The organism is Escherichia sp. 94.0001 (genome assembly GCF_013369155.2).
Lineage (GTDB): Bacteria > Pseudomonadota > Gammaproteobacteria > Enterobacterales > Enterobacteriaceae > Escherichia > Escherichia coli_F.
The window spans coordinates 1-21916 of the sequence record NZ_JABWMS020000011.1 but is presented as its reverse complement, the minus strand read 5'-3'; the positions used below and the strand labels follow the sequence as shown (position 1 = coordinate 21916).

General features: G+C 51.2%; 22 protein-coding genes. 13 read left to right on the top strand and 9 right to left on the bottom strand.

Going from position 1 to position 21916, the window contains the following annotated elements:
• Positions 1 to 390, top strand: coding sequence for a helix-turn-helix domain-containing protein (locus HEN33_RS08125; RefSeq protein WP_001353094.1), 390 nt, complete (start codon positions 1 to 3; stop codon positions 388 to 390).
• Here the strand turns inward: HEN33_RS08125 and yeiG are convergent, their stop codons facing one another.
• The gene (yeiG, locus tag HEN33_RS08120; RefSeq protein WP_105276871.1) at positions 391 to 1227 is read right to left on the bottom strand and encodes an S-formylglutathione hydrolase; all 837 of its coding nucleotides are present in this window, start codon (positions 1225 to 1227) and stop codon (positions 391 to 393) included.
• A 257-nt stretch (positions 1228 to 1484) separates the two neighbouring features.
• On the opposite strand from yeiG, the gene folE reads away from it, so the two are divergent.
• The 6 genes from folE (at position 1485) to mglC (ending at position 8394) form a co-directional block, all read left to right on the top strand.
• Positions 1485 to 2153 carry a GTP cyclohydrolase I FolE gene (folE, locus tag HEN33_RS08115; protein ID WP_001139613.1) on the top strand — a complete coding sequence of 223 codons (669 nt, stop codon included), beginning with the start codon at positions 1485 to 1487 and terminating at the stop codon, positions 2151 to 2153.
• Between the two features lie 16 nt (positions 2154 to 2169).
• Complete coding sequence (gene yeiB / locus HEN33_RS08110) at positions 2170 to 3327, top strand: DUF418 domain-containing protein YeiB (protein ID WP_039020527.1); 1158 nt, start codon at positions 2170 to 2172, stop codon at positions 3325 to 3327.
• A 141-nt stretch (positions 3328 to 3468) separates the two neighbouring features.
• Positions 3469 to 4509 carry an HTH-type transcriptional regulator GalS gene (gene galS / locus HEN33_RS08105; RefSeq protein ID WP_000628667.1) on the top strand — a complete coding sequence of 347 codons (1041 nt, stop codon included), beginning with the start codon at positions 3469 to 3471 and terminating at the stop codon, positions 4507 to 4509.
• Positions 4510 to 4788: 279 nt separating this feature from the next.
• The gene (gene mglB / locus HEN33_RS08100) at positions 4789 to 5787 is read left to right on the top strand and encodes a galactose/glucose ABC transporter substrate-binding protein MglB (protein ID WP_001036980.1); all 999 of its coding nucleotides are present in this window, start codon (positions 4789 to 4791) and stop codon (positions 5785 to 5787) included.
• 60 nt (positions 5788 to 5847) lie between these two features.
• On the top strand, positions 5848 to 7368 hold the full coding sequence (gene mglA, locus HEN33_RS08095; protein ID WP_000255032.1) for a galactose/methyl galactoside ABC transporter ATP-binding protein MglA: 1521 nt from the start codon (positions 5848 to 5850) through the stop codon (positions 7366 to 7368).
• A gap of 15 nt (positions 7369 to 7383) precedes the next feature.
• The gene (gene mglC, locus HEN33_RS08090) at positions 7384 to 8394 is read left to right on the top strand and encodes a galactose/methyl galactoside ABC transporter permease MglC (RefSeq protein ID WP_001275118.1); all 1011 of its coding nucleotides are present in this window, start codon (positions 7384 to 7386) and stop codon (positions 8392 to 8394) included.
• 70 nt (positions 8395 to 8464) lie between these two features.
• On the opposite strand, the gene preA is transcribed toward mglC, so the two are convergent.
• The 8 genes from preA to HEN33_RS08050 form a co-directional block, all read right to left on the bottom strand.
• Entirely contained in the window at positions 8465 to 9700 is a 1236-nt protein-coding gene (gene preA, locus HEN33_RS08085) for an NAD-dependent dihydropyrimidine dehydrogenase subunit PreA (protein WP_039020529.1), read from the bottom strand.
• Positions 9694 to 10932: an NAD-dependent dihydropyrimidine dehydrogenase subunit PreT gene (gene preT / locus HEN33_RS08080; RefSeq protein WP_176262686.1), complete on the bottom strand. Its 1239-nt coding sequence runs from the start codon at positions 10930 to 10932 to the stop codon at positions 9694 to 9696. The genes preA and preT overlap by 7 nt, the downstream gene beginning before the upstream one ends.
• A 286-nt stretch (positions 10933 to 11218) precedes the next feature.
• Positions 11219 to 11458 (bottom strand): DUF2542 family protein, encoded by a 240-nt coding sequence (locus HEN33_RS08075; protein WP_000383089.1) that lies wholly within the window; start codon positions 11456 to 11458, stop codon positions 11219 to 11221.
• A gap of 2 nt (positions 11459 to 11460) precedes the next feature.
• Positions 11461 to 12180, bottom strand: a complete 720-nt coding sequence (sanA, locus tag HEN33_RS08070; protein WP_000920073.1) for an outer membrane permeability protein SanA — start codon at positions 12178 to 12180, stop codon at positions 11461 to 11463.
• Between the two features lie 189 nt (positions 12181 to 12369).
• Entirely contained in the window at positions 12370 to 13254 is an 885-nt protein-coding gene (gene cdd, locus HEN33_RS08065; RefSeq protein WP_176262687.1) for a cytidine deaminase, read from the bottom strand.
• A 129-nt stretch (positions 13255 to 13383) separates the two neighbouring features.
• Positions 13384 to 14079: a CidB/LrgB family autolysis modulator gene (locus HEN33_RS08060; protein ID WP_000968208.1), complete on the bottom strand. Its 696-nt coding sequence runs from the start codon at positions 14077 to 14079 to the stop codon at positions 13384 to 13386.
• Entirely contained in the window at positions 14076 to 14474 is a 399-nt protein-coding gene (locus HEN33_RS08055) for a CidA/LrgA family protein (RefSeq protein WP_001353095.1), read from the bottom strand. The genes HEN33_RS08060 and HEN33_RS08055 overlap by 4 nt, the downstream gene beginning before the upstream one ends.
• 130 nt (positions 14475 to 14604) lie before the next feature.
• Positions 14605 to 15513: a LysR family transcriptional regulator gene (locus tag HEN33_RS08050; protein WP_032184600.1), complete on the bottom strand. Its 909-nt coding sequence runs from the start codon at positions 15511 to 15513 to the stop codon at positions 14605 to 14607.
• A gap of 126 nt (positions 15514 to 15639) precedes the next feature.
• On the opposite strand from HEN33_RS08050, the gene mhbT reads away from it, so the two are divergent.
• From mhbT to dusC, 6 genes are all read left to right on the top strand, one after another.
• Positions 15640 to 16998, top strand: a complete 1359-nt coding sequence (gene mhbT / locus HEN33_RS08045; RefSeq protein WP_176262688.1) for a 3-hydroxybenzoate transporter MhbT — start codon at positions 15640 to 15642, stop codon at positions 16996 to 16998.
• 11 nt (positions 16999 to 17009) lie between these two features.
• Positions 17010 to 18038: a gentisate 1,2-dioxygenase gene (gtdA, locus tag HEN33_RS08040; RefSeq protein ID WP_176262689.1), complete on the top strand. Its 1029-nt coding sequence runs from the start codon at positions 17010 to 17012 to the stop codon at positions 18036 to 18038.
• 15 nt (positions 18039 to 18053) lie between these two features.
• Complete coding sequence (locus tag HEN33_RS08035; RefSeq protein WP_176262690.1) at positions 18054 to 18755, top strand: fumarylacetoacetate hydrolase family protein; 702 nt, start codon at positions 18054 to 18056, stop codon at positions 18753 to 18755.
• 8 nt (positions 18756 to 18763) lie between these two features.
• A complete protein-coding gene (gene maiA, locus HEN33_RS08030; protein ID WP_000781197.1) occupies positions 18764 to 19408 on the top strand; it encodes a maleylacetoacetate isomerase in 645 nt (214 codons plus the stop codon).
• A 14-nt stretch (positions 19409 to 19422) separates the two neighbouring features.
• Positions 19423 to 20616 (top strand): 3-hydroxybenzoate 6-monooxygenase, encoded by a 1194-nt coding sequence (locus HEN33_RS08025; protein WP_176262691.1) that lies wholly within the window; start codon positions 19423 to 19425, stop codon positions 20614 to 20616.
• A 159-nt stretch (positions 20617 to 20775) separates the two neighbouring features.
• A complete protein-coding gene (gene dusC, locus HEN33_RS08020; RefSeq protein WP_176262692.1) occupies positions 20776 to 21723 on the top strand; it encodes a tRNA dihydrouridine(16) synthase DusC in 948 nt (315 codons plus the stop codon).
• The last annotated feature ends 193 nt before the right edge of the window (positions 21724 to 21916 follow it).

Below are 21916 nucleotides of genomic sequence, written 5' to 3'. Positions count from 1 at the left end.
ATGAAATATAATACGATGAATAACAACGAAATTATTTTATCACTGTGCGCTCGCATTAAAGAAACGCGTATCTCATTATCATTGACCCAACAGCAGTTAGCCGAGCGTGCATTGGTGGGCATAGCAACGGTCAAGCGGATTGAAAAGGGGGGAAGTTTAAATCTTGATACTCTCATTTCTCTTCTGCGCGCGCTGAATAAATTGCAAAATCTCGATGCCATATTGTTCGAAGCAGAAATGCGTAATTTCAACGAAAATAGTTCCAGCGGCGAAGGGGCAGGGCGACTACAGGTACGCCAGCAACTGACAGATTTAAACCAGAAGTCTCCAGCCCCGCACGCAGATGACCATAATTTTAGTACGGCGCTGGAAAATACCCTCTGCTGGTGATTATTCCTGTAAATACTGCGCATGGAAGCGCAGATGATCCTCTATATAAGAGGCAATAAAGTAGTAACTGTGATCATATCCCGGCTGAATACGCAGCGTCATCGGCCACGCTTTTTGACGCGCGGCTTCTGCCAGCACTGCGGGTTGTAGCTGGTCGGCAAGAAACTGATCATTATCGCCCTGATCAATCAGTGTCGGGATCGCATCCTGCGCATTACTCGCATACATCAGCGCGCAACTGTCCCATTCCATCCAGTCATTTTTATCCTCACCCAGATAAGTGCTAAACGCTTTGATTCCCCACGGGACGCTGCACGGATTCACAATCGGCGCAAAGGCGGAAACACTGGTGTATTTGCCAGGATTTTTCAGCGCCATAATCAATGCGCCGTGACCACCCATGGAATGACCGCTAATAGCGCAGCGATCGCTGACGTTAAATTGCGATTGAATGAGAGTCGGTAATTCATCGCGCAGATAATCGTACATCCTGTAATGCGTCGCCCACGGTTTTTGTGTGGCGTTGAGATAAAACCCCGCGCCCTGACCTAAATCGTAGCCGTCGTCGTTGGCAACTTGTTCGCCGCGCGGACTGGTGTCTGGCATCACCAGTACAATCCCCAGTTCCGCCGCTACGCGTTGGGCCCCCGCTTTGGTGGTGAAGTTCTCGTCATTGCAGGTTAATCCGGAGAGCCAGTACAGCACCGGCGGCGGGGTGTGATCGCGAGGCGGTGGAAGAAAGATGCTGAACGTCATCGGGCAATTTAAGGTACTGGAGTCGTGCCGCCAGCGTTGTTGCCAGCCTTCAAAACAGCGGTGCTCTTCGAGCATTTCCATGCGTGGCTCCTTGTTGTGTTGTTTGCAATTTCTTCATCATACCGTTTATTCAATGTGCTGTGAGTAACTTTCACTTCCGTATTTGCATAACGATGTTTTAACATCTGCTGATGAAAGGCAGCGGCAATTACAATAATTATCGCTGTGAATACTGGATTATGTGCGCCGCCTCACGCACAATAATCAGGCTGTAAATCAGCTTAATAACTTTGCCCCCACGCAGGGCGGAGGCGTCACACCTGCAGGAGAAATCATAAATGCCATCACTCAGTAAAGAAGCGGCCCTGGTTCATGAAGCGTTAGTTGCGCGAGGACTGGAAACACCGCTGCGCCCGCCCGTGCATGAAATGGATAACGAAACGCGCAAAAGCCTTATTGCTGGTCATATGACCGAAATCATGCAGCTGCTGAATCTCGACCTGGCTGATGACAGTTTGATGGAAACGCCGCATCGCATCGCTAAAATGTATGTCGATGAAATTTTCTCCGGTCTGGATTACGCCAATTTCCCGAAAATCACCCTCATTGAAAACAAAATGAAGGTTGATGAAATGGTCACCGTGCGCGATATCACCCTGACCAGCACCTGTGAACACCATTTTGTTACCATCGATGGCAAAGCGACGGTGGCTTATATCCCGAAAGATTCGGTGATCGGTCTGTCAAAAATTAACCGTATCGTGCAGTTCTTTGCCCAGCGTCCGCAGGTGCAGGAACGTCTGACGCAGCAAATTCTCATTGCGCTACAAACGCTGCTGGGCACCAATAACGTGGCTGTCTCTATCGATGCGGTACATTACTGCGTGAAGGCGCGTGGCATCCGCGATGCAACCAGTGCCACGACAACGACCTCTCTTGGTGGATTGTTCAAATCCAGTCAGAATACGCGCCACGAATTTCTGCGCGCTGTGCGTCATCACAACTGATTAAAAGGCAGGAACCATGGAGCGCAACGTCACGCTCGATTTTGTTCGCGGCGTCGCCATTCTGGGGATCCTGCTATTAAACATCAGCGCCTTTGGGTTACCAAAGGCGGCTTATCTCAATCCCGCCTGGTACGGCGCTATTACGCCGCAGGATGCATGGACCTGGGCATTACTCGATCTCATCGGTCAGGTGAAATTCCTCACGCTTTTTGCGTTGCTGTTTGGTGCTGGCCTGCAAATGTTGCTACCCCGTGGCAAACGCTGGATCCAGTCGCGGTTAACACTGTTAGTCTTGTTGGGCTTTATTCACGGTTTATTGTTCTGGGACGGCGATATTCTGTTGGCTTACGGGCTGGTGGGCTTAATCTGTTGGCGGCTGGTGCGCGATGCGCCATCGGTAAAAAGCCTGTTTAATACCGGCGTCATGCTTTATCTGGTGGGGCTTGGCGTTTTGCTGTTGTTGGGGTTGATTTCAGACAGTCAGACCAGCCGCGCCTGGACGCCGGATGCATCGGCTATTTTGTATGAAAAATACTGGAAGCTTCACGGCGGCGTTGAAGCGATCAGTAATCGTGCCGATGGTGTTGGCAACAGTTTACTGGCACTGGGCGCACAGTATGGCTGGCAACTGGCAGGGATGATGCTAATTGGCGCGGCGCTGATGCGCAGTGGCTGGCTGAAAGGGCAGTTTAGCTTGCGCCATTATCGGCGTACCGGTTTTGTGCTGGTGGCGATTGGGGTGATCATTAACCTTCCAGCGATCGCCCTGCAATGGCGGCTGGACTGGGCATATCGCTGGTGCGCCTTCTTACTTCAGATGCCGCGGGAACTGAGTGCGCCGTTTCAGGCGGTTGGCTATGCGTCGCTGTTTTATGGTTTCTGGCCGCAATTGAGCCGCTTTAAGCTGGTGCTGGCGATCGCCTGCGTCGGACGGATGGCGCTGACCAACTATCTATTGCAAACGCTGATTTGTACCACGCTTTTTTATCACCTCGGTTTGTTTATGCAGTTTGACCGTCTGGAATTGCTGGCGTTTGTTATTCCGGTATGGCTGGCGAATATTCTCTTCTCTGTTATCTGGCTGCGTTACTTTCGTCAGGGGCCGGTGGAATGGCTCTGGCGTCAGTTAACTTTGCGTGCTGCCGGACCTGCATTATCTAAAACATCAAGATAACGATCTGGATCACATTCATTAACAAAATGGTTGTAACCGTTTCCATTGCTGTGACTCGATTCACGAAGTCCTGAATTCAGTGCTGACAAAATAGCCGCCAGCAAGCAGGCATTTACTGCAATCTCATAACAGGTAGTGAATATGATCACCATTCGTGATGTAGCGCGTCAGGCTGGCGTCTCTGTGGCAACGGTTTCCCGGGTGCTCAATAACAGCACGCTGGTCAGTGCCGACACGCGTGAAGCAGTAATGAAAGCAGTGAGCGAGTTGGATTATCGGCCAAACGCCAATGCCCAGGCGCTGGCAACTCAGGTTAGCGATACCATTGGCGTGGTGGTAATGGACGTTTCTGATGCGTTTTTCGGCGCGCTGGTAAAAGCGGTGGATCTCGTCGCCCAGCAGCACCAGAAATATGTGCTAATAGGTAATAGCTATCATGAAGCGGAAAAAGAGCGTCATGCCATTGAGGTGTTAATTCGCCAGCGTTGTAACGCGTTGATTGTTCATTCAAAAGCGTTAAGCGATGATGAATTAGCGCAGTTTATGGATAACATTCCCGGTATGGTGTTAATCAACCGCGTTGTGCCAGGTTACGCCCATCGTTGCGTTTGCCTGGATAATCTCAGCGGTGCCCGAATGGCCACGCGCATGTTGCTCAATAATGGTCATCAACGTATTGGTTATCTTTCTTCCAGCCACGGTATTGAAGATGATGCCATGCGCAAAGCAGGCTGGATGAGTGCGTTGAAAGAGCAGGATATTATTCCGTCGGAAAGCTGGATTGGCACTGGCACCCCGGACATGCCAGGCGGTGAGGCGGCGATGGTTGAACTGCTGGGGCGCAATCTACAACTTACCGCTGTATTTGCATACAACGACAATATGGCCGCTGGCGCACTGACAGCATTAAAAGATAATGGCATTGCGATTCCGTTACATCTCTCCATCATCGGTTTCGATGATATTCCCATCGCTCGTTACACCGACCCGCAATTAACGACCGTGCGTTATCCCATTGCTTCAATGGCGAAATTAGCTACCGAACTGGCCTTACAAGGGGCAGCAGGCAACATTGATCCTCACGCCAGCCACTGTTTTATGCCGACGTTAGTGCGTCGCCATTCTGTCGCAACGCGCCAGAATGCGGCAGCGATCACTAACTCAACAAATCAGTCGATGTAACCGCTTTCAATCTGTGAGTGATTTCACAGTATATTAACAATGCGATAGCTATGATTGCACCGTTTTAACGTTGTAACCCGTATGTAACAGTGAATAATCACTTTCACCGAGGTAATAGCGTCATAACAACAATTAAAGCCGTTTTCTGGAGCGTTACCGGGCATGGAAGAACGAATTTTAAAAAGTGAGCTTCGGCGTTCAGTAACACTTCATTAACTCTACTGCCCCGCCGAGCATTTATCTCAAGCACTACCCTGCATAAGAAAAACCGGAGATACCATGAATAAGAAGGTGTTAACCCTGTCTGCTGTAATGGCCAGTATGTTATTCGGTGCCACTGCACACGCTGCTGATACCCGTATTGGTGTAACAATCTATAAGTACGACGATAACTTTATGTCTGTTGTGCGCAAGGCTATCGAACAAGATGCGAAAGCCGCGCCAGATGTTCAGCTGCTGATGAATGATTCTCAGAATGACCAGTCCAAGCAGAACGATCAGATCGATGTATTGCTGGCGAAAGGGGTGAAGGCACTGGCGATCAACCTGGTTGACCCGGCAGCTGCGGGTACGGTGATTGAGAAAGCGCGCGGGCAAAACGTGCCGGTGGTTTTCTTCAACAAAGAACCGTCTCGTAAGGCGCTGGATAGCTACGATAAAGCCTACTATGTCGGCACTGACTCCAAAGAGTCCGGCATTATTCAGGGCGATTTGATTGCTAAGCATTGGGCGGCAAACCAGGATTGGGATCTCAACAAAGACGGTCAGATTCAATTCGTACTGCTGAAAGGTGAACCGGGCCATCCGGATGCAGAAGCACGCACCACTTACGTGATTAAAGAGCTGAACGACAAAGGCATCAAAACTGAACAGTTACAGTTAGATACCGCTATGTGGGATACCGCTCAGGCGAAAGATAAGATGGACGCCTGGCTGTCTGGCCCGAACGCCAACAAAATCGAAGTGGTTATCGCCAACAACGATGCGATGGCAATGGGCGCAGTAGAAGCACTGAAAGCACACAACAAGTCCAGCATTCCAGTGTTTGGTGTCGATGCGCTGCCAGAAGCTCTGGCACTGGTGAAATCCGGTGCACTGGCGGGCACCGTATTGAACGACGCTAACAACCAGGCGAAAGCGACTTTTGATCTGGCGAAAAACCTGGCCGATGGCAAAGGTGCGGCTGATGGTACCAACTGGAAAATCGACAACAAAGTGGTCCGCGTACCTTATGTTGGCGTAGATAAAGACAACCTGGCTGAATTCAGCAAGAAATAAGACTGATTGGGCGCAGTCGTTTACTGCGCCCTTATTGTATGGCCAACAAGGTAAAATTATATGGTCAGCTCAACGACTCCGTCTTCCGGGGAATACTTGTTGGAAATGAGCGGTATCAACAAGTCTTTTCCGGGTGTTAAGGCACTTGATAACGTTAATTTAAAAGTCCGGCCACATTCTATCCATGCATTAATGGGGGAAAACGGCGCAGGAAAATCAACATTATTAAAATGCCTGTTTGGTATTTATCAAAAAGACTCCGGCACCATTTTGTTCCAGGGTAAAGAGATCGATTTCCATTCTGCCAAAGAAGCACTGGAAAATGGTATTTCGATGGTACACCAGGAATTAAACCTGGTATTGCAACGTTCGGTGATGGACAACATGTGGCTGGGGCGGTATCCCACCAAAGGCATGTTTGTCGATCAGGACAAAATGTACCGCGAAACCAAAGCGATTTTTGATGAGCTGGATATTGATATCGATCCGCGTGCGCGCGTCGGCACATTATCCGTTTCGCAAATGCAGATGATCGAAATCGCCAAAGCGTTTTCCTATAACGCGAAAATTGTGATTATGGATGAACCGACATCTTCGTTAACTGAAAAAGAGGTCAATCATCTTTTCACTATTATTCGTAAATTAAAAGAGCGCGGCTGCGGTATTGTTTATATCTCGCATAAAATGGAAGAAATCTTCCAGTTATGTGATGAAGTCACCGTATTGCGCGACGGTCAGTGGATCGCTACCGAACCGCTGGCAGGGCTAACGATGGACAAGATCATCGCCATGATGGTTGGACGCTCTCTTAACCAGCGTTTCCCTGACAAAGAAAACAAGCCGGGCGAAGTGATTCTGGAAGTGCGTAATCTGACGTCGCTGCGCCAGCCGTCGATTCGCGATGTCTCGTTTGATCTGCATAAAGGGGAGATCCTCGGTATTGCCGGTCTGGTGGGGGCGAAACGTACTGATATTGTTGAGACGTTATTTGGTATTCGCGAGAAATCGGCTGGCACCATTACGTTGCACGGCAAAAAGATCAATAACCATAACGCTAACGAAGCCATAAACCACGGATTTGCACTGGTAACTGAAGAGCGACGCTCAACGGGAATTTATGCCTATCTGGATATTGGCTTTAACTCGTTAATTTCCAATATCCGCAACTACAAAAATAAAGTTGGTTTGCTGGATAACTCGCGGATGAAAAGCGATACCCAGTGGGTAATTGATTCGATGCGGGTAAAAACGCCGGGACATCGTACGCAAATTGGTTCACTCTCCGGCGGTAATCAGCAAAAGGTAATTATTGGGCGCTGGCTGCTTACGCAACCAGAAATATTAATGCTCGATGAACCAACGCGCGGTATTGATGTCGGAGCGAAGTTTGAAATTTATCAGTTAATTGCCGAACTGGCGAAGAAAGGCAAGGGGATTATTATTATTTCCTCCGAAATGCCAGAGTTGTTAGGGATAACAGACCGTATTCTGGTCATGAGCAATGGTCTCGTTTCCGGAATTGTCGATACAAAAACAACAACGCAAAACGAAATTCTGCGTCTTGCGTCTTTGCACCTTTAAGATTAGGGGCCTCCCATGAGTGCGTTAAATAAGAAAAGTTTTCTTACTTACCTGAAAGAGGGCGGTATTTACGTCGTTCTTTTAGTTTTGCTGGCGATTATTATTTTCCAGGACCCAACTTTTTTAAGTCTGTTGAACTTAAGTAATATTCTCACCCAGTCATCGGTGCGTATTATTATCGCGCTTGGTGTGGCAGGATTAATTGTCACCCAGGGGACCGACCTTTCTGCGGGACGTCAGGTAGGGCTGGCAGCCGTGGTGGCAGCGACGTTATTGCAGTCCATGGATAACGCTAACAAAGTATTCCCGGAAATGGCGACGATGCCGATTGCGCTGGTAATTCTGATTGTCTGTGCCATTGGCGCGGTGATCGGTTTGATCAACGGCCTGATTATCGCTTATCTCAACGTGACGCCATTCATTACCACGCTCGGCACGATGATTATCGTCTACGGCATCAACTCGCTCTATTACGACTTTGTCGGGGCGTCGCCAATTTCTGGTTTTGACAGTGGCTTCTCTACCTTTGCTCAGGGCTTTGTTGCGCTGGGGAGCTTCCGTCTCTCTTACATCACTTTCTACGCGTTGATTGCGGTGGCATTCGTCTGGGTGTTGTGGAACAAAACCCGCTTCGGCAAGAACATTTTTGCCATTGGCGGTAACCCGGAAGCGGCGAAAGTTTCTGGTGTCAACGTTGGCCTGAACCTGCTGATGATCTACGCGTTGTCTGGTGTGTTCTATGCCTTTGGCGGGATGTTAGAAGCCGGACGTATCGGCTCTGCCACCAACAACCTCGGCTTTATGTATGAGCTGGATGCTATCGCAGCGTGTGTGGTGGGCGGTGTATCGTTCAGCGGTGGTGTAGGGACGGTGATTGGTGTGGTGACCGGGGTAATTATTTTTACCGTCATCAACTATGGCCTGACGTATATCGGCGTAAACCCATACTGGCAGTACATCATCAAAGGGGCGATTATTATCTTCGCCGTAGCGCTGGATTCACTGAAATACGCGCGTAAGAAATGATGTGAATGTGGGTATTGCCGGATGCGCCGCATCCGGCAATCGGTGCCAAATGCCGGATGCGACGCTGGTTCTACAACGTTACCGGGTGTTCTTTCTCTCCCTTCTTAAACTTCACTTCCCCGAGATCAATACAACCAACCGGGCAAACATGACCACAAAGCAGACAACCCACGCACTTCTCGGTATTACAATGCGGTGTGCGCGTTTTCTCGCTCCATTCCATCGCCTGGTGACCGCCGTCGTAACAGGAAATATAACAGCGTCCACAGCCAACACATTTATCGAGATTGATATGGGGATAGACAATATAACTGCGGTCTAAATCTTCCGCCGGAACAATATTGTGATTCGCCAGACCTACCATCTCCTGCAACGAATCAAACCCCTGATCGGCAAGATAGTGTGACAACCCGCTCGCCATATCTTCCACTATCCGATAGCCGTACTGCATAATGCCGGTGGTCACCTGCAATGTCGCTGCACCGAGCAATAAAAACTCTGCTGCATCTTCCCAGGTTTCAATACCGCCGATACCGCTGATCGGGAAATCGCGCAGCTCTGGATGGGTGCGCATTTGCTGAATAAAGCGTAGGGCGATCGGTTTTACCGCTTTACCGGAATATCCGGAAATACTCGATTTACCGTTAACGATCGGCATACCAATTTTCTGATTAAGATCGATATTGGTGATGGATTTAACGGTATTAATCGCCGCAATGCCATCTGCGCCGCCGCGCTTCGCAGCCAGCGCCACTTCGCACATATCACCGATATTCGGCGTCATCTTCGCCAGCATCGGCAGCGTAGAACCACGTTTCACTGCCCGACAATATTTTTCTACCAGCTCCGGGCTTTGCCCGACATCACTACCCATCGCATGAGAAGTCATTTGCGGACAGGAGAAGTTACACTCGATCATATCCGCACCAGCTTCTTGCACTAGCCGCGCCAGATCCTCCCACTGCTGTTCATTTTCGCCCATGATCGAAGCGATCAACACTTTGTCCGGATAATCTTCTTTCAGCCGACGCAGGGCGGCCAGATTCTCCTCCAGAGGATGTTCGGCAATCTGCTCCATATTTTTGAAGCCGATAAAACCGGTATCTTCTTTCACCAGATGATCAAAACGTGGTGAGACTTCGTTGGCGATAAAAAAGCCGATCGTTTTAAATACCACGCCACCCCAGCCCGTGTCGTAGGCTTTGGCGCACATCTCATAGCAATTGCCTACCGGCGAAGAAGAGAGGCAGAACGGGTTGGGAAACTTCACGCCGCAAAAGGTAATCGAAAGATCTTTCGTTAACATGAGCAAGCTCCCTCTAAATAGTGATGAATTGCCTCAGCGGCTTCTTTCCCGGTTTTCACGGCATAAACCACGGTTTTGTCACCCTCAACAATATCGCCAGCAGCAAAGACTTGCGGGTCGCGGGTCTGGTAATTTTTTGTTTTGATGGTGTTACGCTGCGGCTCTAACTCCGCAAAGGCATCCAGTCTGGCATGCTGACCGACGGCGAGAATAATTTTATCTGCCGCCATCGTCAGTTCGCCCGGTAAGCGTACATGCTTAAACGTGACTTTATTGCCTTCCACGGCCACTGGTGTGAATCCATCGATGATCGAAACGCCCAACTCCCGGGCGCTGGCAAACTCTTTTTCGCTTGCCGGAAACTCATCTAACTCTTCACGTGCTACGCAGGTTACCGCCTGACAGCCGAGAACTTTCAGCGTGCTGGCAACGTCCATCGCGACATCACCGCCGCCGATAATTAATGCGCTTTGTGGAATGCTGATATCGCCCTGCGCCTGCCGTGCACGTTGCAAGAAGTCGACGGCAATCTCAACGTCGCTATGCTCAAACAGCGGTAGCCCGGAACCGCCCGACAACCCTACGGTGACAAGTACTGCGCGGTTTTCCGCTTTCAGTTGCTCCAGGGTGAGTACTTTACCGATTTCGTTATTGCACTTAATGGTCACCCCCATTTTTTCGATACGGGCGATCTCTGCATCCAGCACGGTTTGCGGCAAACGAAATTGCGGAATACCGTTACACAGCCAGCCACCGGGTTGCGCTTCTTTTTCATAAATAGTGACGTCGTACCCCATATTTGTCAGCGTCACGCTGGCCTGCAATCCAGCAGGACCTGCGCCAATAATGGCGACTTTGCCGAGCGTTTTAGTACCAGGCTGATAAATTTCCATCCCGGTTTGTTGTTCAAAATCAGTGATAAAACGCTGTAAGCGACCGATATCAATGGGAGCATCAACACCGGCACGGGTACAACCGCTTTGACATAATTTCTCCGTTGGGCAAACTCTGGCGCATACAGCACCTAAGGCATTATTTTCGCGAATTGTCTCGGCAGCGCCTTTAAAATTACGAAAGTAGATTGAGCGTATAAATTTCCCCGGATCGGTTTGTGCCGGGCAAGCCTGACTACAGGGAGCGTCGTGACATAATAAACAGCGAGAGGCTTCTTTAATCGCCAGTAAAGGCGTAAAAGCCGGAGTGAGTTCATCCAGATAATTTTGTTGCGGCATGTGATCTTCCTTAATGCTATGAGTAATTAAGGCGAACGCTAAATATACTCGTCATACTTCAAGTTGCATGTGCTGCGTCTGCATTAGCTCACCCCAGTCACTTGTCGTCTTCCTGCAACTCGAATTATTTAGAGCATAAATATTGCTTGCTGATATTAAGGCTAAGCGTGTGGGGAAATTTAAACTGTGAAAGAATTCACAAATAGCTGCGGTTCAGAATGTTATATCCGCAGCTTATTGACTGAAGTAATAATTATTCTCAATAATTAACAGGGGAGGGACAATATTAACGATAGAAAATAAGATAAATAATCATACCAATAGATAAAATTCCGAAGCCACTATATGCCACTATATAAGCAAAGAAAAGTCCTGGATTTTTTGCTCGCCAGACATACACCGGTTCCGCTGCATTTTTAACCCGTTTATCAATCGCGCCTGCACGCCAGCCTTTCCATGCTTCGCGAAAACAAAATATCGGGATAAGGAAAAAAACGGCAACCACAAAAAACTGCTGTACATCCATAACTACTTTCCTTGTTTCTTCTGTAATTCAAGTAACTGTTCGGGCGTGACGGCGGGATACCCCTGTGCATCTTCCGGCACCTGGTGCATAGCCGGAATAGGCACAAGCGGCCCTAAAAAACGCGGTTCACGTTTAAAAATATAAAGGTCGGCCAGCGCACCGAAACGGGCGGCAAATTCGCGAATACGTACTGACAGCATATCTTTCGGCGACGGTACGGCATAACACTGGGCCTGAATCCCCATATGTAGCGCTATAAATAATGCCCGCTCACAGTGGAAACGTTGGGTGATAATAATGAAATCATTAGTATCAAAAACTTTGCGTGTACGGACGATGGAATCCAGCGTACGAAAACCTGCGTAATCGAGGACAATATCTGATGGGTCGACACCTGCGGCGATTAAATCTTTGCGCATGGTCTTTGGCTCATTATAACTTTGCAAAGCATTATCGCCGCTCAGTAATAGATAATTTACCTTGCCGCTGTTATAGGCATTAATCGCTCCTTGAATACGGTAGCGATAATACTGATTAATTACGCCAGTACGATAATATTTTGCTGTGCCGAGCACCACGCCGACCTGGCGGTAGGGGAGATCCTGCAATTCGTCGTAGATATAAGGCGCGGTTTTCCAGCTCATCCAGCGATCGAGGCCGAGCACAGTCAACAGCAGCAAGCCGATCAGGACTAACAGGCTGTAGAACACGCGCTTTAACATGCAGGAGACTCGATCTAAGGAAAATTTCCATCAGGCTACTTTACCCGCTGGTTTTGCGCAAGAAACGGCAAACTGTTTGCCGGGATTTTCGACACCGGGAGAGAGCAGGCAAGTATGATGCGACGTTTATCAGTGTGTCAGACCTGAAGGCGGCCGGATAAGGCGTTCACGCCACATCCGGCACCAGGCTTAAGCGAGAACCACGCGGTCGATACTGTGACAGCCGAGAGCTTTCAGCGTTGCGGAGGTGGCATCCCACTGAATCAACGGCGCATCGGCTTTTTCTGCCAGAACCGCGCGCTGGATATCCGGGTAATCATAACCCTTGAGATTCAACAAAATTAACGCCCCCTGCAACGGTGGTAGAGTCGGGTTAAATGCGGCGTTTTCAGCGTAGCTGCCGCTGAAAATACGACCGTCTTTACATTCCAGCGCAACACCGCTTGGCGACTTACTGTAAGGCATGTGTGAACGATTTGCCGCTGCAATCGCCGCCTGAGAAAGCGCATCACCAGTCAGCGCATAGCCGTGATCCTGCTCGTCCATCAGCAGCGTTTTAATCTCCAGATCCTTCGGCCCAAAGGCATCCGGCAGATAGTCACGCAGCGCGTGTGCCTCGCGGCCCGGCAGATGAATACGCAGATCCAGACCGCTGTTCAGTTCATTCATAAACTGACGGCAGTGACCACAAGGCGTGTAGTTAACGGTGATGGCTGCGAGCGCTTTTTCACCACTCAACCAGGCGTGGCTGATCGCGCTTTGTTCGGCATGAACGGTTTGCTGCATTGTCGCACCAATAAATTCCATATTGGCACCGAAATACCAGGTTCCGCTCACACCGCGCGCAATTGCGCCAACATTAAAATTCGACAATGGCGTACGCGCACAGGCCGCCGCCAGCGGGAGTAGTGCGAATGCCAGCGCGTCTTCGTCCAACCCCGTTGCGCTCTTCAGCGATGAGACTTGCTCCCCGGTCAACAAAGCGGGGAAGTACTTGTCTGCCAGAATAGGTTCCAGTGCAGATTGCAAGTTATCCGCAAGTTGGGCAAAAGCGGTTTGAAAACGTGGATGCATGGCGTTGCCTCATAATCATGTAATGGGATAACAGTTTACGAACCCGTTATGGCTTTATATGTGATCTGAATCTCATTAATTGTGCAACGAATGAAACTTACATCAAAAATGCGCGACGCATCGCAAATTTTAGCCCATTACTGCCAGAATAATCGGGAAAAGGAACGGTGCGATCAGCGAAGTAATAATCCCGCATAACACCAGCGCCAGCGAACTAAATGCACCTTCCTGATAATCCAGCTCAGCACAGCGTGCCGTACCGAGGGCGTGCGAGGCTGTCCCCATCGCCAGACCACGCGCTGCTTTGGTGCGAATACGCATCGCATTAAGTAACGTATGACCAAACACTGCGCCCAGAATACCGACGAAAATCACGCAAACTGCGCTGATTGCCGGAATACCGCCAATACTGCCGCCAACCGCCATTGCAATAGGCGTGGTGACTGATTTCGGCAGGATTGACGCGGCGATTTCCGGTGAAGCGCCCATCAACAATGCCACGGAAGTCCCCGTCACCATCGCAACCACGCTGCCGATAAAACAGATGGTGATGATCGATTTCCAGCGCGCGCGGATCTGGTGCAGCTGCTCATATAAAGGATAGGCCAGTGCGACAACCGCCGGTTGCAGCAGATCGTTTAGCACTTCGCTACCTTTAAAGTAGCTGTCATAAGAGATGCCGGTCAGCATTAAAAAAGGAATGATCACCACCATTGCAACCAGCAATGGGTTAAGCAAGGGAAACTTATACCGCGCCGCCAGTTTGCGGGCGGCAAAAAAGACAATTAACGTTAGCGGCAATGACCACCAGATATTTGCCATCATTCTTCTGATCCTTTCTGACCTACGACTTTACGTTCACCGTGCACCAGTTGCGAACTCCAGCTCACCACCAGAAAAACCACCAGCGTACTGACTGCACAGGAAACCACTACCGGACCAAACTGTGCGCGGAGCAAATCAAAATATTGCATGACGCCTACGCCAATCGGCACAAACAATAGCGCCATATAGCGAATCAGTACGTAGCACCCCGGATTGACCCACTTTGCCGGAAGAATTTGCAAGGCCAGCAGGACAAACAAGATCAGCATCCCGATGATGCTGCCCGGAATGGTTACCGGTAGCAGGGAAGCAATGAAAATGCCTGCATACAGGCAGGCATAAATCAGGATAAAAGCGCGTAAATATTGCCAGATAATGTTCAGTGTCTTACTCATAATCAACACCCCAGATGAGATGGATTCATCATACAATTAATTCGTAAAACGTGCTACCGATCACATTAAGAATTCTCAGCATAGTTGAATTACAGGGAAGTAACATCGGGCGAGTGCCCAGTTCAGCACACTAATTCTGCTGTAAAAAGTGCAGAAACTGACTTAAAGCATAAGAAGGCGTTTCGTTATTACGCCAAAACACACCGACGCTGCCTTTCTGTTCAATCTTTGGCAGGTTGAGGATCACCAGTTGCCCCTGGCTGGCATAACGTTGCGCCAGGCGTAATGACAAAATAGAGATCATATTGCTGCTTTGTAACAGGTTGGTACTGACGTTCATCGACGCCGACTCAATCGTGTTTTCTGGCAGCATCACGCCGTGGTCTACCAGCGCATTATCAATGCTGATGCGGATGGGGGTACCTGTCGGCCAGACTATCCACCGCCAGTTAGCAAGATCATTCCAGCTGAGGGTGGCGTATTTCGCCAGTGGATGCTCAGGACGGGCGACAAAGCATACCGGCTCGGTGTAGAGCACGCGATAATTCAGCGGCAATTGCAACGCGCGACCGCCAATTCGCCCAACCACCACATCGACAGAACCTGCCAACAGATCTTGCAGCAATGGGGTCATCACCTTCTCTTCGATATTCAGGTGTAGAGTTGGCATCTCCTTGAGCAAATGCAAAATCGCCTGGGATACGCAGTCAGTGGCGACGGGAGAACAACCAATTTTCAGACTGCCGACCAGTCCACCTTGTTTAAAGCGAGCCAGTTCATATTGCGATCTTTCCATGTCATTGATTAACCGTTGGGCATGTTGCAATAACAATTTGCCGCCTTCGGTCGGACGAAGCCCTTTGCTGTGCCGCTCAAAAAGTGTGAGTCCGATCTCATCTTCCAGTTGTGACAACCATTTCGAAAGCGCGGGTTGGGTGATATTCATCATCCGTGCGACATGGGTCAGATTACCCTGTTCACCCAGCGCCACCAGCATTTGCAGGTGATGTAGTTTTAGTTTTTGCGCCCAGTTCGCCATTTGCCATAACCTCCAGGTTATCTCTCTGCCCGAAATGCCATTGTACATCTCATCTCTTTAATCACATTATCGCAACATATACAAAACAAAAGAAACATCTACCTTACCTGCACTGAGGCATTTACTATGACTCAACGACGTGATTTACAAGCACTTATCGATGCCGCTCCGGTCGGCAAGATGCAGTGGCGCGTTATCATCTGCTGTTTTCTGGTGGTAATGCTCGATGGTTTTGACACCGCGGCTATCGGCTTTATCGCCCCTGATATCCGTACTTACTGGCAACTCACCGCAGGCGATCTCGCCCCGCTTTTTGGCGCGGGTCTGCTGGGATTAACCGCAGGCGCACTGCTTTGTGGCCCGTTGTCCGATCGCTTTGGTCGCAAGCGGGTGATTGAGCTGTGCGTCTTTTTGTTTGGCGCGTTAAGCCTCGCCTCGGCTTTCTCACCGGATCTGCAAACGCTGGTCTTCCTGCGCTTTCTCACCGGCCTGGGTCTGGGCGGCGCGATGCCGAACACCATCACCATGACCTCGGAGTATCTGCCTGCCCGCCGCCGCGGCGCGCTGGTGACGCTGATGTTTTGCGGCTTTACGCTGGGTTCGGCGTTTGGCGGGATTGTCAGCGCGCAGCTGGTGCCGGTGATTGGCTGGCACGGCATTCTGGTGTTGGGGGGCGTGTTACCGCTGATGCTGTTTGTCGCACTGCTGGTAGTTCTGCCGGAATCGCCACGCTGGCAGGTGCGCCGCCAGCTACCGCAGGCGGTGATTGCGAAAACCGTCAGCGCCATCACCCGCGAGCGTTATGTCGATACCCACTTTTATCTCAATGAATCAGCCTCCGTTACAAAAGGCAGCATTCGTCAACTGTTTATGGGACGTCAGTTACCCATTACGTTGATGCTTTGGGTGGTGTTCTTTATGAGCCTGCTGATTATTTACCTGCTCTCAAGCTGGATGCCAACGCTGTTGAACCATCGCGGCATAGACCTGCAACACGCGTCCTGGGTCACCGCCGCGTTCCAGATTGGTGGTACGTTAGGCGCGCTGGCGCTGGGTGTGCTGATGGATAAGTTCAATCCTTTCCGCGTACTGGCGCTGAGCTATGCCATAGGCGCTATATGCATCGTGATGATTGGCTTAAGCCAGGATGGATTATGGCTGATGGCGCTGGCGATTTTCGGCACCGGCATTGGCATTAGCGGATCGCAGGTGGGGCTGAATGCGCTGACCGCAACACTTTATCCAACACAAAGTCGCGCCACGGGCGTGAGCTGGTCAAATGCTATCGGCCGCTGCGGCGCGATTGTTGGTTCGCTGTCTGGCGGCGTGATGATGACGATGAATTTCTCTTTCGACACCCTGTTTTTCATTATCGCTGTGCCTGCGGCGATCAGTGCGGTGATGTTAACCCTGCTGATTACCGTGGTTCGCCAGTCGACCTCTGTCCCTGACTCACTGCCTCGCGCAGGCGTTGTGAACGAATAAGGAGCATCCCAATGACTGATAACAATCAAAATAGCCGCGAGCAATTTTATCAGCATATTTCCGGGCAAAACCTGACCCCGCTGTGGGAGTCACTGCACCATCTGGTGCCGAAAACGCCCAACGCTAACTGTGCGCCAGCGTACTGGAATTATCAGGAGATCCGCCCGCTGCTACTGGAGAGCGGCAGCCTGATTGGTGCGAAAGAGGCCGTGCGCCGCGTGCTGGTGCTGGAAAACCCGGCGCTGCGCGGGCAGTCTTCCATTACCGCGACTTTATATGCCGGTTTGCAACTGATCATGCCGGGCGAAGTGGCACCGAGTCATCGTCATAATCAGTCGGCGCTGCGTTTTATTGTTGAAGGCAAAGGGGCATTTACCGCCGTTGATGGCGAACGCACGCCAATGAATGAGGGCGATTTTATCCTGACCCCACAATGGCGCTGGCACGATCACGGTAACCCTGGCGACGAACCGGTTATCTGGCTCGATGGACTGGATCTGCCATTAGTGAACACTCTGGGCTGCGGTTTTGCCGAAGATTACCCGGAAGAGCAACAACCGGTCACGCGTAAAGAGGGCGATTATCTGCCACGTTACGCTGCCAATATGTTGCCGCTGCGCCATCAGACGGGGAACTCCTCACCGATCTTTAACTATCGTTATGACCGTAGCCGCGAAGTGCTGCACGATTTAACCCGCCTGGGCGATGCCGACGAGTGGGATGGCTACAAAATGCGCTATGTCAACCCGGTCACCGGCGGCTATCCGATGCCGTCGATGGGCGCCTTCCTGCAACTGCTACCGAAAGGGTTCGCTTCCCGCGTGGCGCGTACCACTGACAGCACTATCTACCATGTAGTGGAAGGTAGCGGACAAGTCACCATCGGCAATGAAATCTTCACCTTTAGTGCAAAAGATCTCTTTGTGGTGCCGACCTGGCACGGCGTGTCATTCCAGACTACGCAAGATACCGTTTTATTCAGTTTTTCGGACAGACCGGTACAAGAAGCCCTGGGGCTGTTCCGCGAAGCGCGTTATTAATTTGGGAGAGAGAAAATGACTCAATATGTATTCGAACCACAAGCGCCCGTTACCGTACCGGTTGTTGGCAGTGATGAACAATTCCCCGTGCGCCGCGTTTACTGCGTTGGGCGTAACTATGCCGCCCACGCCCGCGAAATGGGCTTTGATCCGGATCGTGAACCCCCCTTCTTCTTCTGCAAACCAGCAGATGCCGTTGTTCCGGTCGCCGCTGGCGAAACGCTGGCGCTGCCGTATCCGGCGCAGACCGATAACTATCATTACGAAATTGAACTGGTGGTGGCGATTGGTAAAAAGGGCAGCGATATCCCACTGGAAAAGGCCCATGAATATGTCTGGGGTTATGCCACAGGCCTTGATATGACGCGCCGTGACCGTCAAATGGAAATGCGTCAGATGGGCCGCCCGTGGGAAATCGGCAAAGCATTTGATCTCTCGGCCCCCATCGCACCGCTGCACAAAGCCAGCGAAACCGGCGGTATTGATAACGCACCAATCTGGTTACAGATAAACGGTGAAGATCACCAGCGCAGCGATATTCGCCATCTCATCTGGTCGGTGAATGAAACCATCAGCTACCTGTCAGGCTTCTTTGAGCTGCAACCGGGCGATCTGATCTTCACTGGTACGCCAGAAGGGGTGGGCCCGGTAGTCAAAGGTGATGTGATCACGGGCAACGTCGAGGGCTTAACGCCTATCGCGGTGAAGATTGTCTGAGGTGCATGATGAAGCTGTACAGTTTTTTTAATAGTTCAGCATCGTACCGGGTACGCATTGCGCTGGCGCTGAAAGGCATTAATTACCAGACCGAAGGGGTGAATATCCGTATTGGTCAGCAAAATGAACTGGCCTATCGGCGGATGAATCCTGTCGGGCTGGTGCCGACGCTGCTGACTGACGAGGGGGAGTCACTCGGTCAGTCGCTGGCGATTATTGACTGGCTGGATCGTCACTACCCGCAAGTTCCGCTGGTGCCGCAGGAAGAACCGGCCCGCAATAAGGTGCTGGAAATTGTCTATGCCATCGCCTGTGATATTCATCCATTGAATAACCTGCGCGTGCTGCGCTACCTGACCGAAGAGCTGAACGTCAGTGAAGAAGAGAAAAAACGCTGGTATGCGCACTGGATCCAGCAAGGTTTAAGCGCGGTGGAACAGCTACTGCGCCAGAGCCAGTCGGGGCAATTTTGTGTGGGTGAGACGCCGACGCTGGCAGATTGCTGCCTTGTTCCACAGTGGGCGAACGCGCTACGTATGAACTGCGATCTGAGCGGGTATCCGCGCTGCAAAGCGGTGTACGACGCCTGCACGCAGCTGCCAGCGTTCATTGCCGCAGCGCCAGAAAATCAACAAGATAAAATTTCAGCCTGACCAGGAGAACCATAATGACTAAAGTGACACGCGCAGTAATTGTGGGAGGCGGGATCGGCGGTGCGGCAACTGCGCTGTCACTGGCCCGCCAGGGGATCAAAGTGGTGCTGCTGGAAAAGGCGCATGAGATCGGTGAGATCGGCGCAGGTATCCAGTTGGGGCCAAATGCGTTTTCGGCGTTGGATAGTCTTGGTGTTGGCGAAATCGCCCGCCAACGTGCGGTATTCACCGATCACATCACCATGATGGACGCGGTGAACGCCGAAGAAGTGGTGCGTATTGAAACCGGGCAGGCCTTTCGTGACCATTTCGGCGGCCCTTACGCGGTGATCCACCGCGTTGATATTCATGCCTCGGTGTGGGAAGCGGTACTGACGCATCCGGACGTGGAGTATCACACCTCTACGAATGTCGTGGATATTCGTGAGACGGAAGACGATGTCACCGTTTTCGACGATCGAGGTAATAGCTGGAGCGGCGATATTTTGATTGGATGTGATGGCGTGAAGTCAGTGGTGCGCCAGAGCTTATTAGGCGATGCGCCGCGCGTCACCGGTCATGTGGTCTACCGTGCGGTTATCGATTGTGCGGATATGCCGGAAGATTTACGTATTAATGCGCCGGTATTGTGGGCGGGGCCGCACTGTCACCTGGTGCATTATCCTTTGCGCGGCGGCAAGCAGTATAACCTGGTGGTGACATTCCACAGCCGCCACCAGGAAGAGTGGGGCGTGAAGGATGGCAGTAAAGAGGAAGTGCTTTCTTATTTTGAAGGCATTCACCCGCGTCCTCGCCAGATGCTGGATAAACCGACGTCATGGCGACGCTGGTCAACGGCCGATCGTGAACCGGTAGGGAAATGGGGGACTAACCGCATTACGCTGGTGGGCGATGCGGCCCATCCGGTGGCGCAGTATATGGCACAAGGTGCCTGTATGGCGCTGGAAGATGCAGTAACGCTGGGTAAGGCGCTGGCGCAGTGTGAGGGTGATGCGGCGCAAGCTTTTGCGCTGTATGAGTCGGTACGTATTCCGCGTACCGCGCGCATCGTCTGGTCGACCCGTGAAATGGGGCGGGTTTATCACGCCGCAGGGGTAGAACGTCAGGTACGTAACCTGCTGTGGAAAGGGAAATCGCAGGCAGAGTTTTATCGCGGCATGGAGTGGCTGTACGGCTGGAAAGAAGATAACTGTCTGCAACCACGCTGAGTACTTCTTACCTAATCAGGTGCACGGACGGTCCCCTCGCCCCTTGGGGGAGAGGGTTAGGGTGAGGGGAAAAATCTTGCCCGAATTAATCAGTAAGTCAGTTTGTCTGCAAACACCAGAGGCGCTAACATAGCGCCTCATTTTTTTGCGGGTGATGATATGCGTGTGTTACTGGCGCCGATGGAGGGTGTACTCGACTCTCTGGTGCGTGAATTGTTGACCGAAGTTAACGACTACGATCTGTGCATCACCGAGTTTGTCCGCGTGGTGGATCAACTGCTGCCGGTAAAAGTTTTTCATCGCATTTGCCCGGAGCTACAAAACACCAGCCGAACGCCATCCGGTACGCTGGTGCGCGTGCAATTGCTGGGTCAGTTCCCACAATGGCTGGCAGAGAACGCCGCCCGTGCGGTGGAGTTAGGTTCCTGGGGTGTGGATCTTAATTGCGGCTGTCCGTCGAAAACGGTTAACGGTAGCGGCGGTGGGGCGACACTACTCAAAGATCCTGAACTCATCTACCAGGGTGCAAAAGCGATGCGTGAAGCTGTACCGGCGCATTTGCCCGTCAGTGTGAAAGTGCGTCTGGGCTGGGACAGCGGTGAGAAGAAATTTGAAATCGCCGATGCGGTTCAACAGGCTGGCGCTACGGAGTTGGTGGTGCATGGGCGGACAAAAGAGCAGGGTTACCGCGCGGAGCATATTGACTGGCAGGCGATTGGCGAGATTCGCCAACGGCTGAATATTCCGGTGATTGCCAACGGTGAAATCTGGGACTGGCAGAGCGCGCAACAGTGTATGGCGATCAGCGGCTGTGACGCGGTGATGATTGGTCGCGGAGCGCTCAATATTCCCAACCTGAGCCGGGTGGTAAAATATAACGAACCGCGAATGCCGTGGCCGGAGGTGGTTGCTTTGCTACAAAAATATACCCGTCTGGAAAAGCAGGGCGATACTGGGTTATATCACGTTGCGCGGATTAAACAGTGGTTGAGTTATTTGCGTAAAGAATACGATGAAGCAACGGAATTATTTCAGCATGTTCGGGTGTTGAATAATTCCCCTGATATTGCAAGGGCTATTCAGACCATTGATATCGAGAAACTCTAAGAAACCATAGTGATGTTTTTTGACAATGTGTTAGCTCTTTATCAATAGGCCGCACGGTTGTTTGGTGGCGTCAAAATCGCCGAGGCGTTCCCTGAAGGCCGGGGCAGCCCACATGGATGTGGGCTGAGGGCGCGTTTTACAGGGATAATGAGATGGACGCTCCAGATTTTACGGTATCAAAGTACCAGACTGG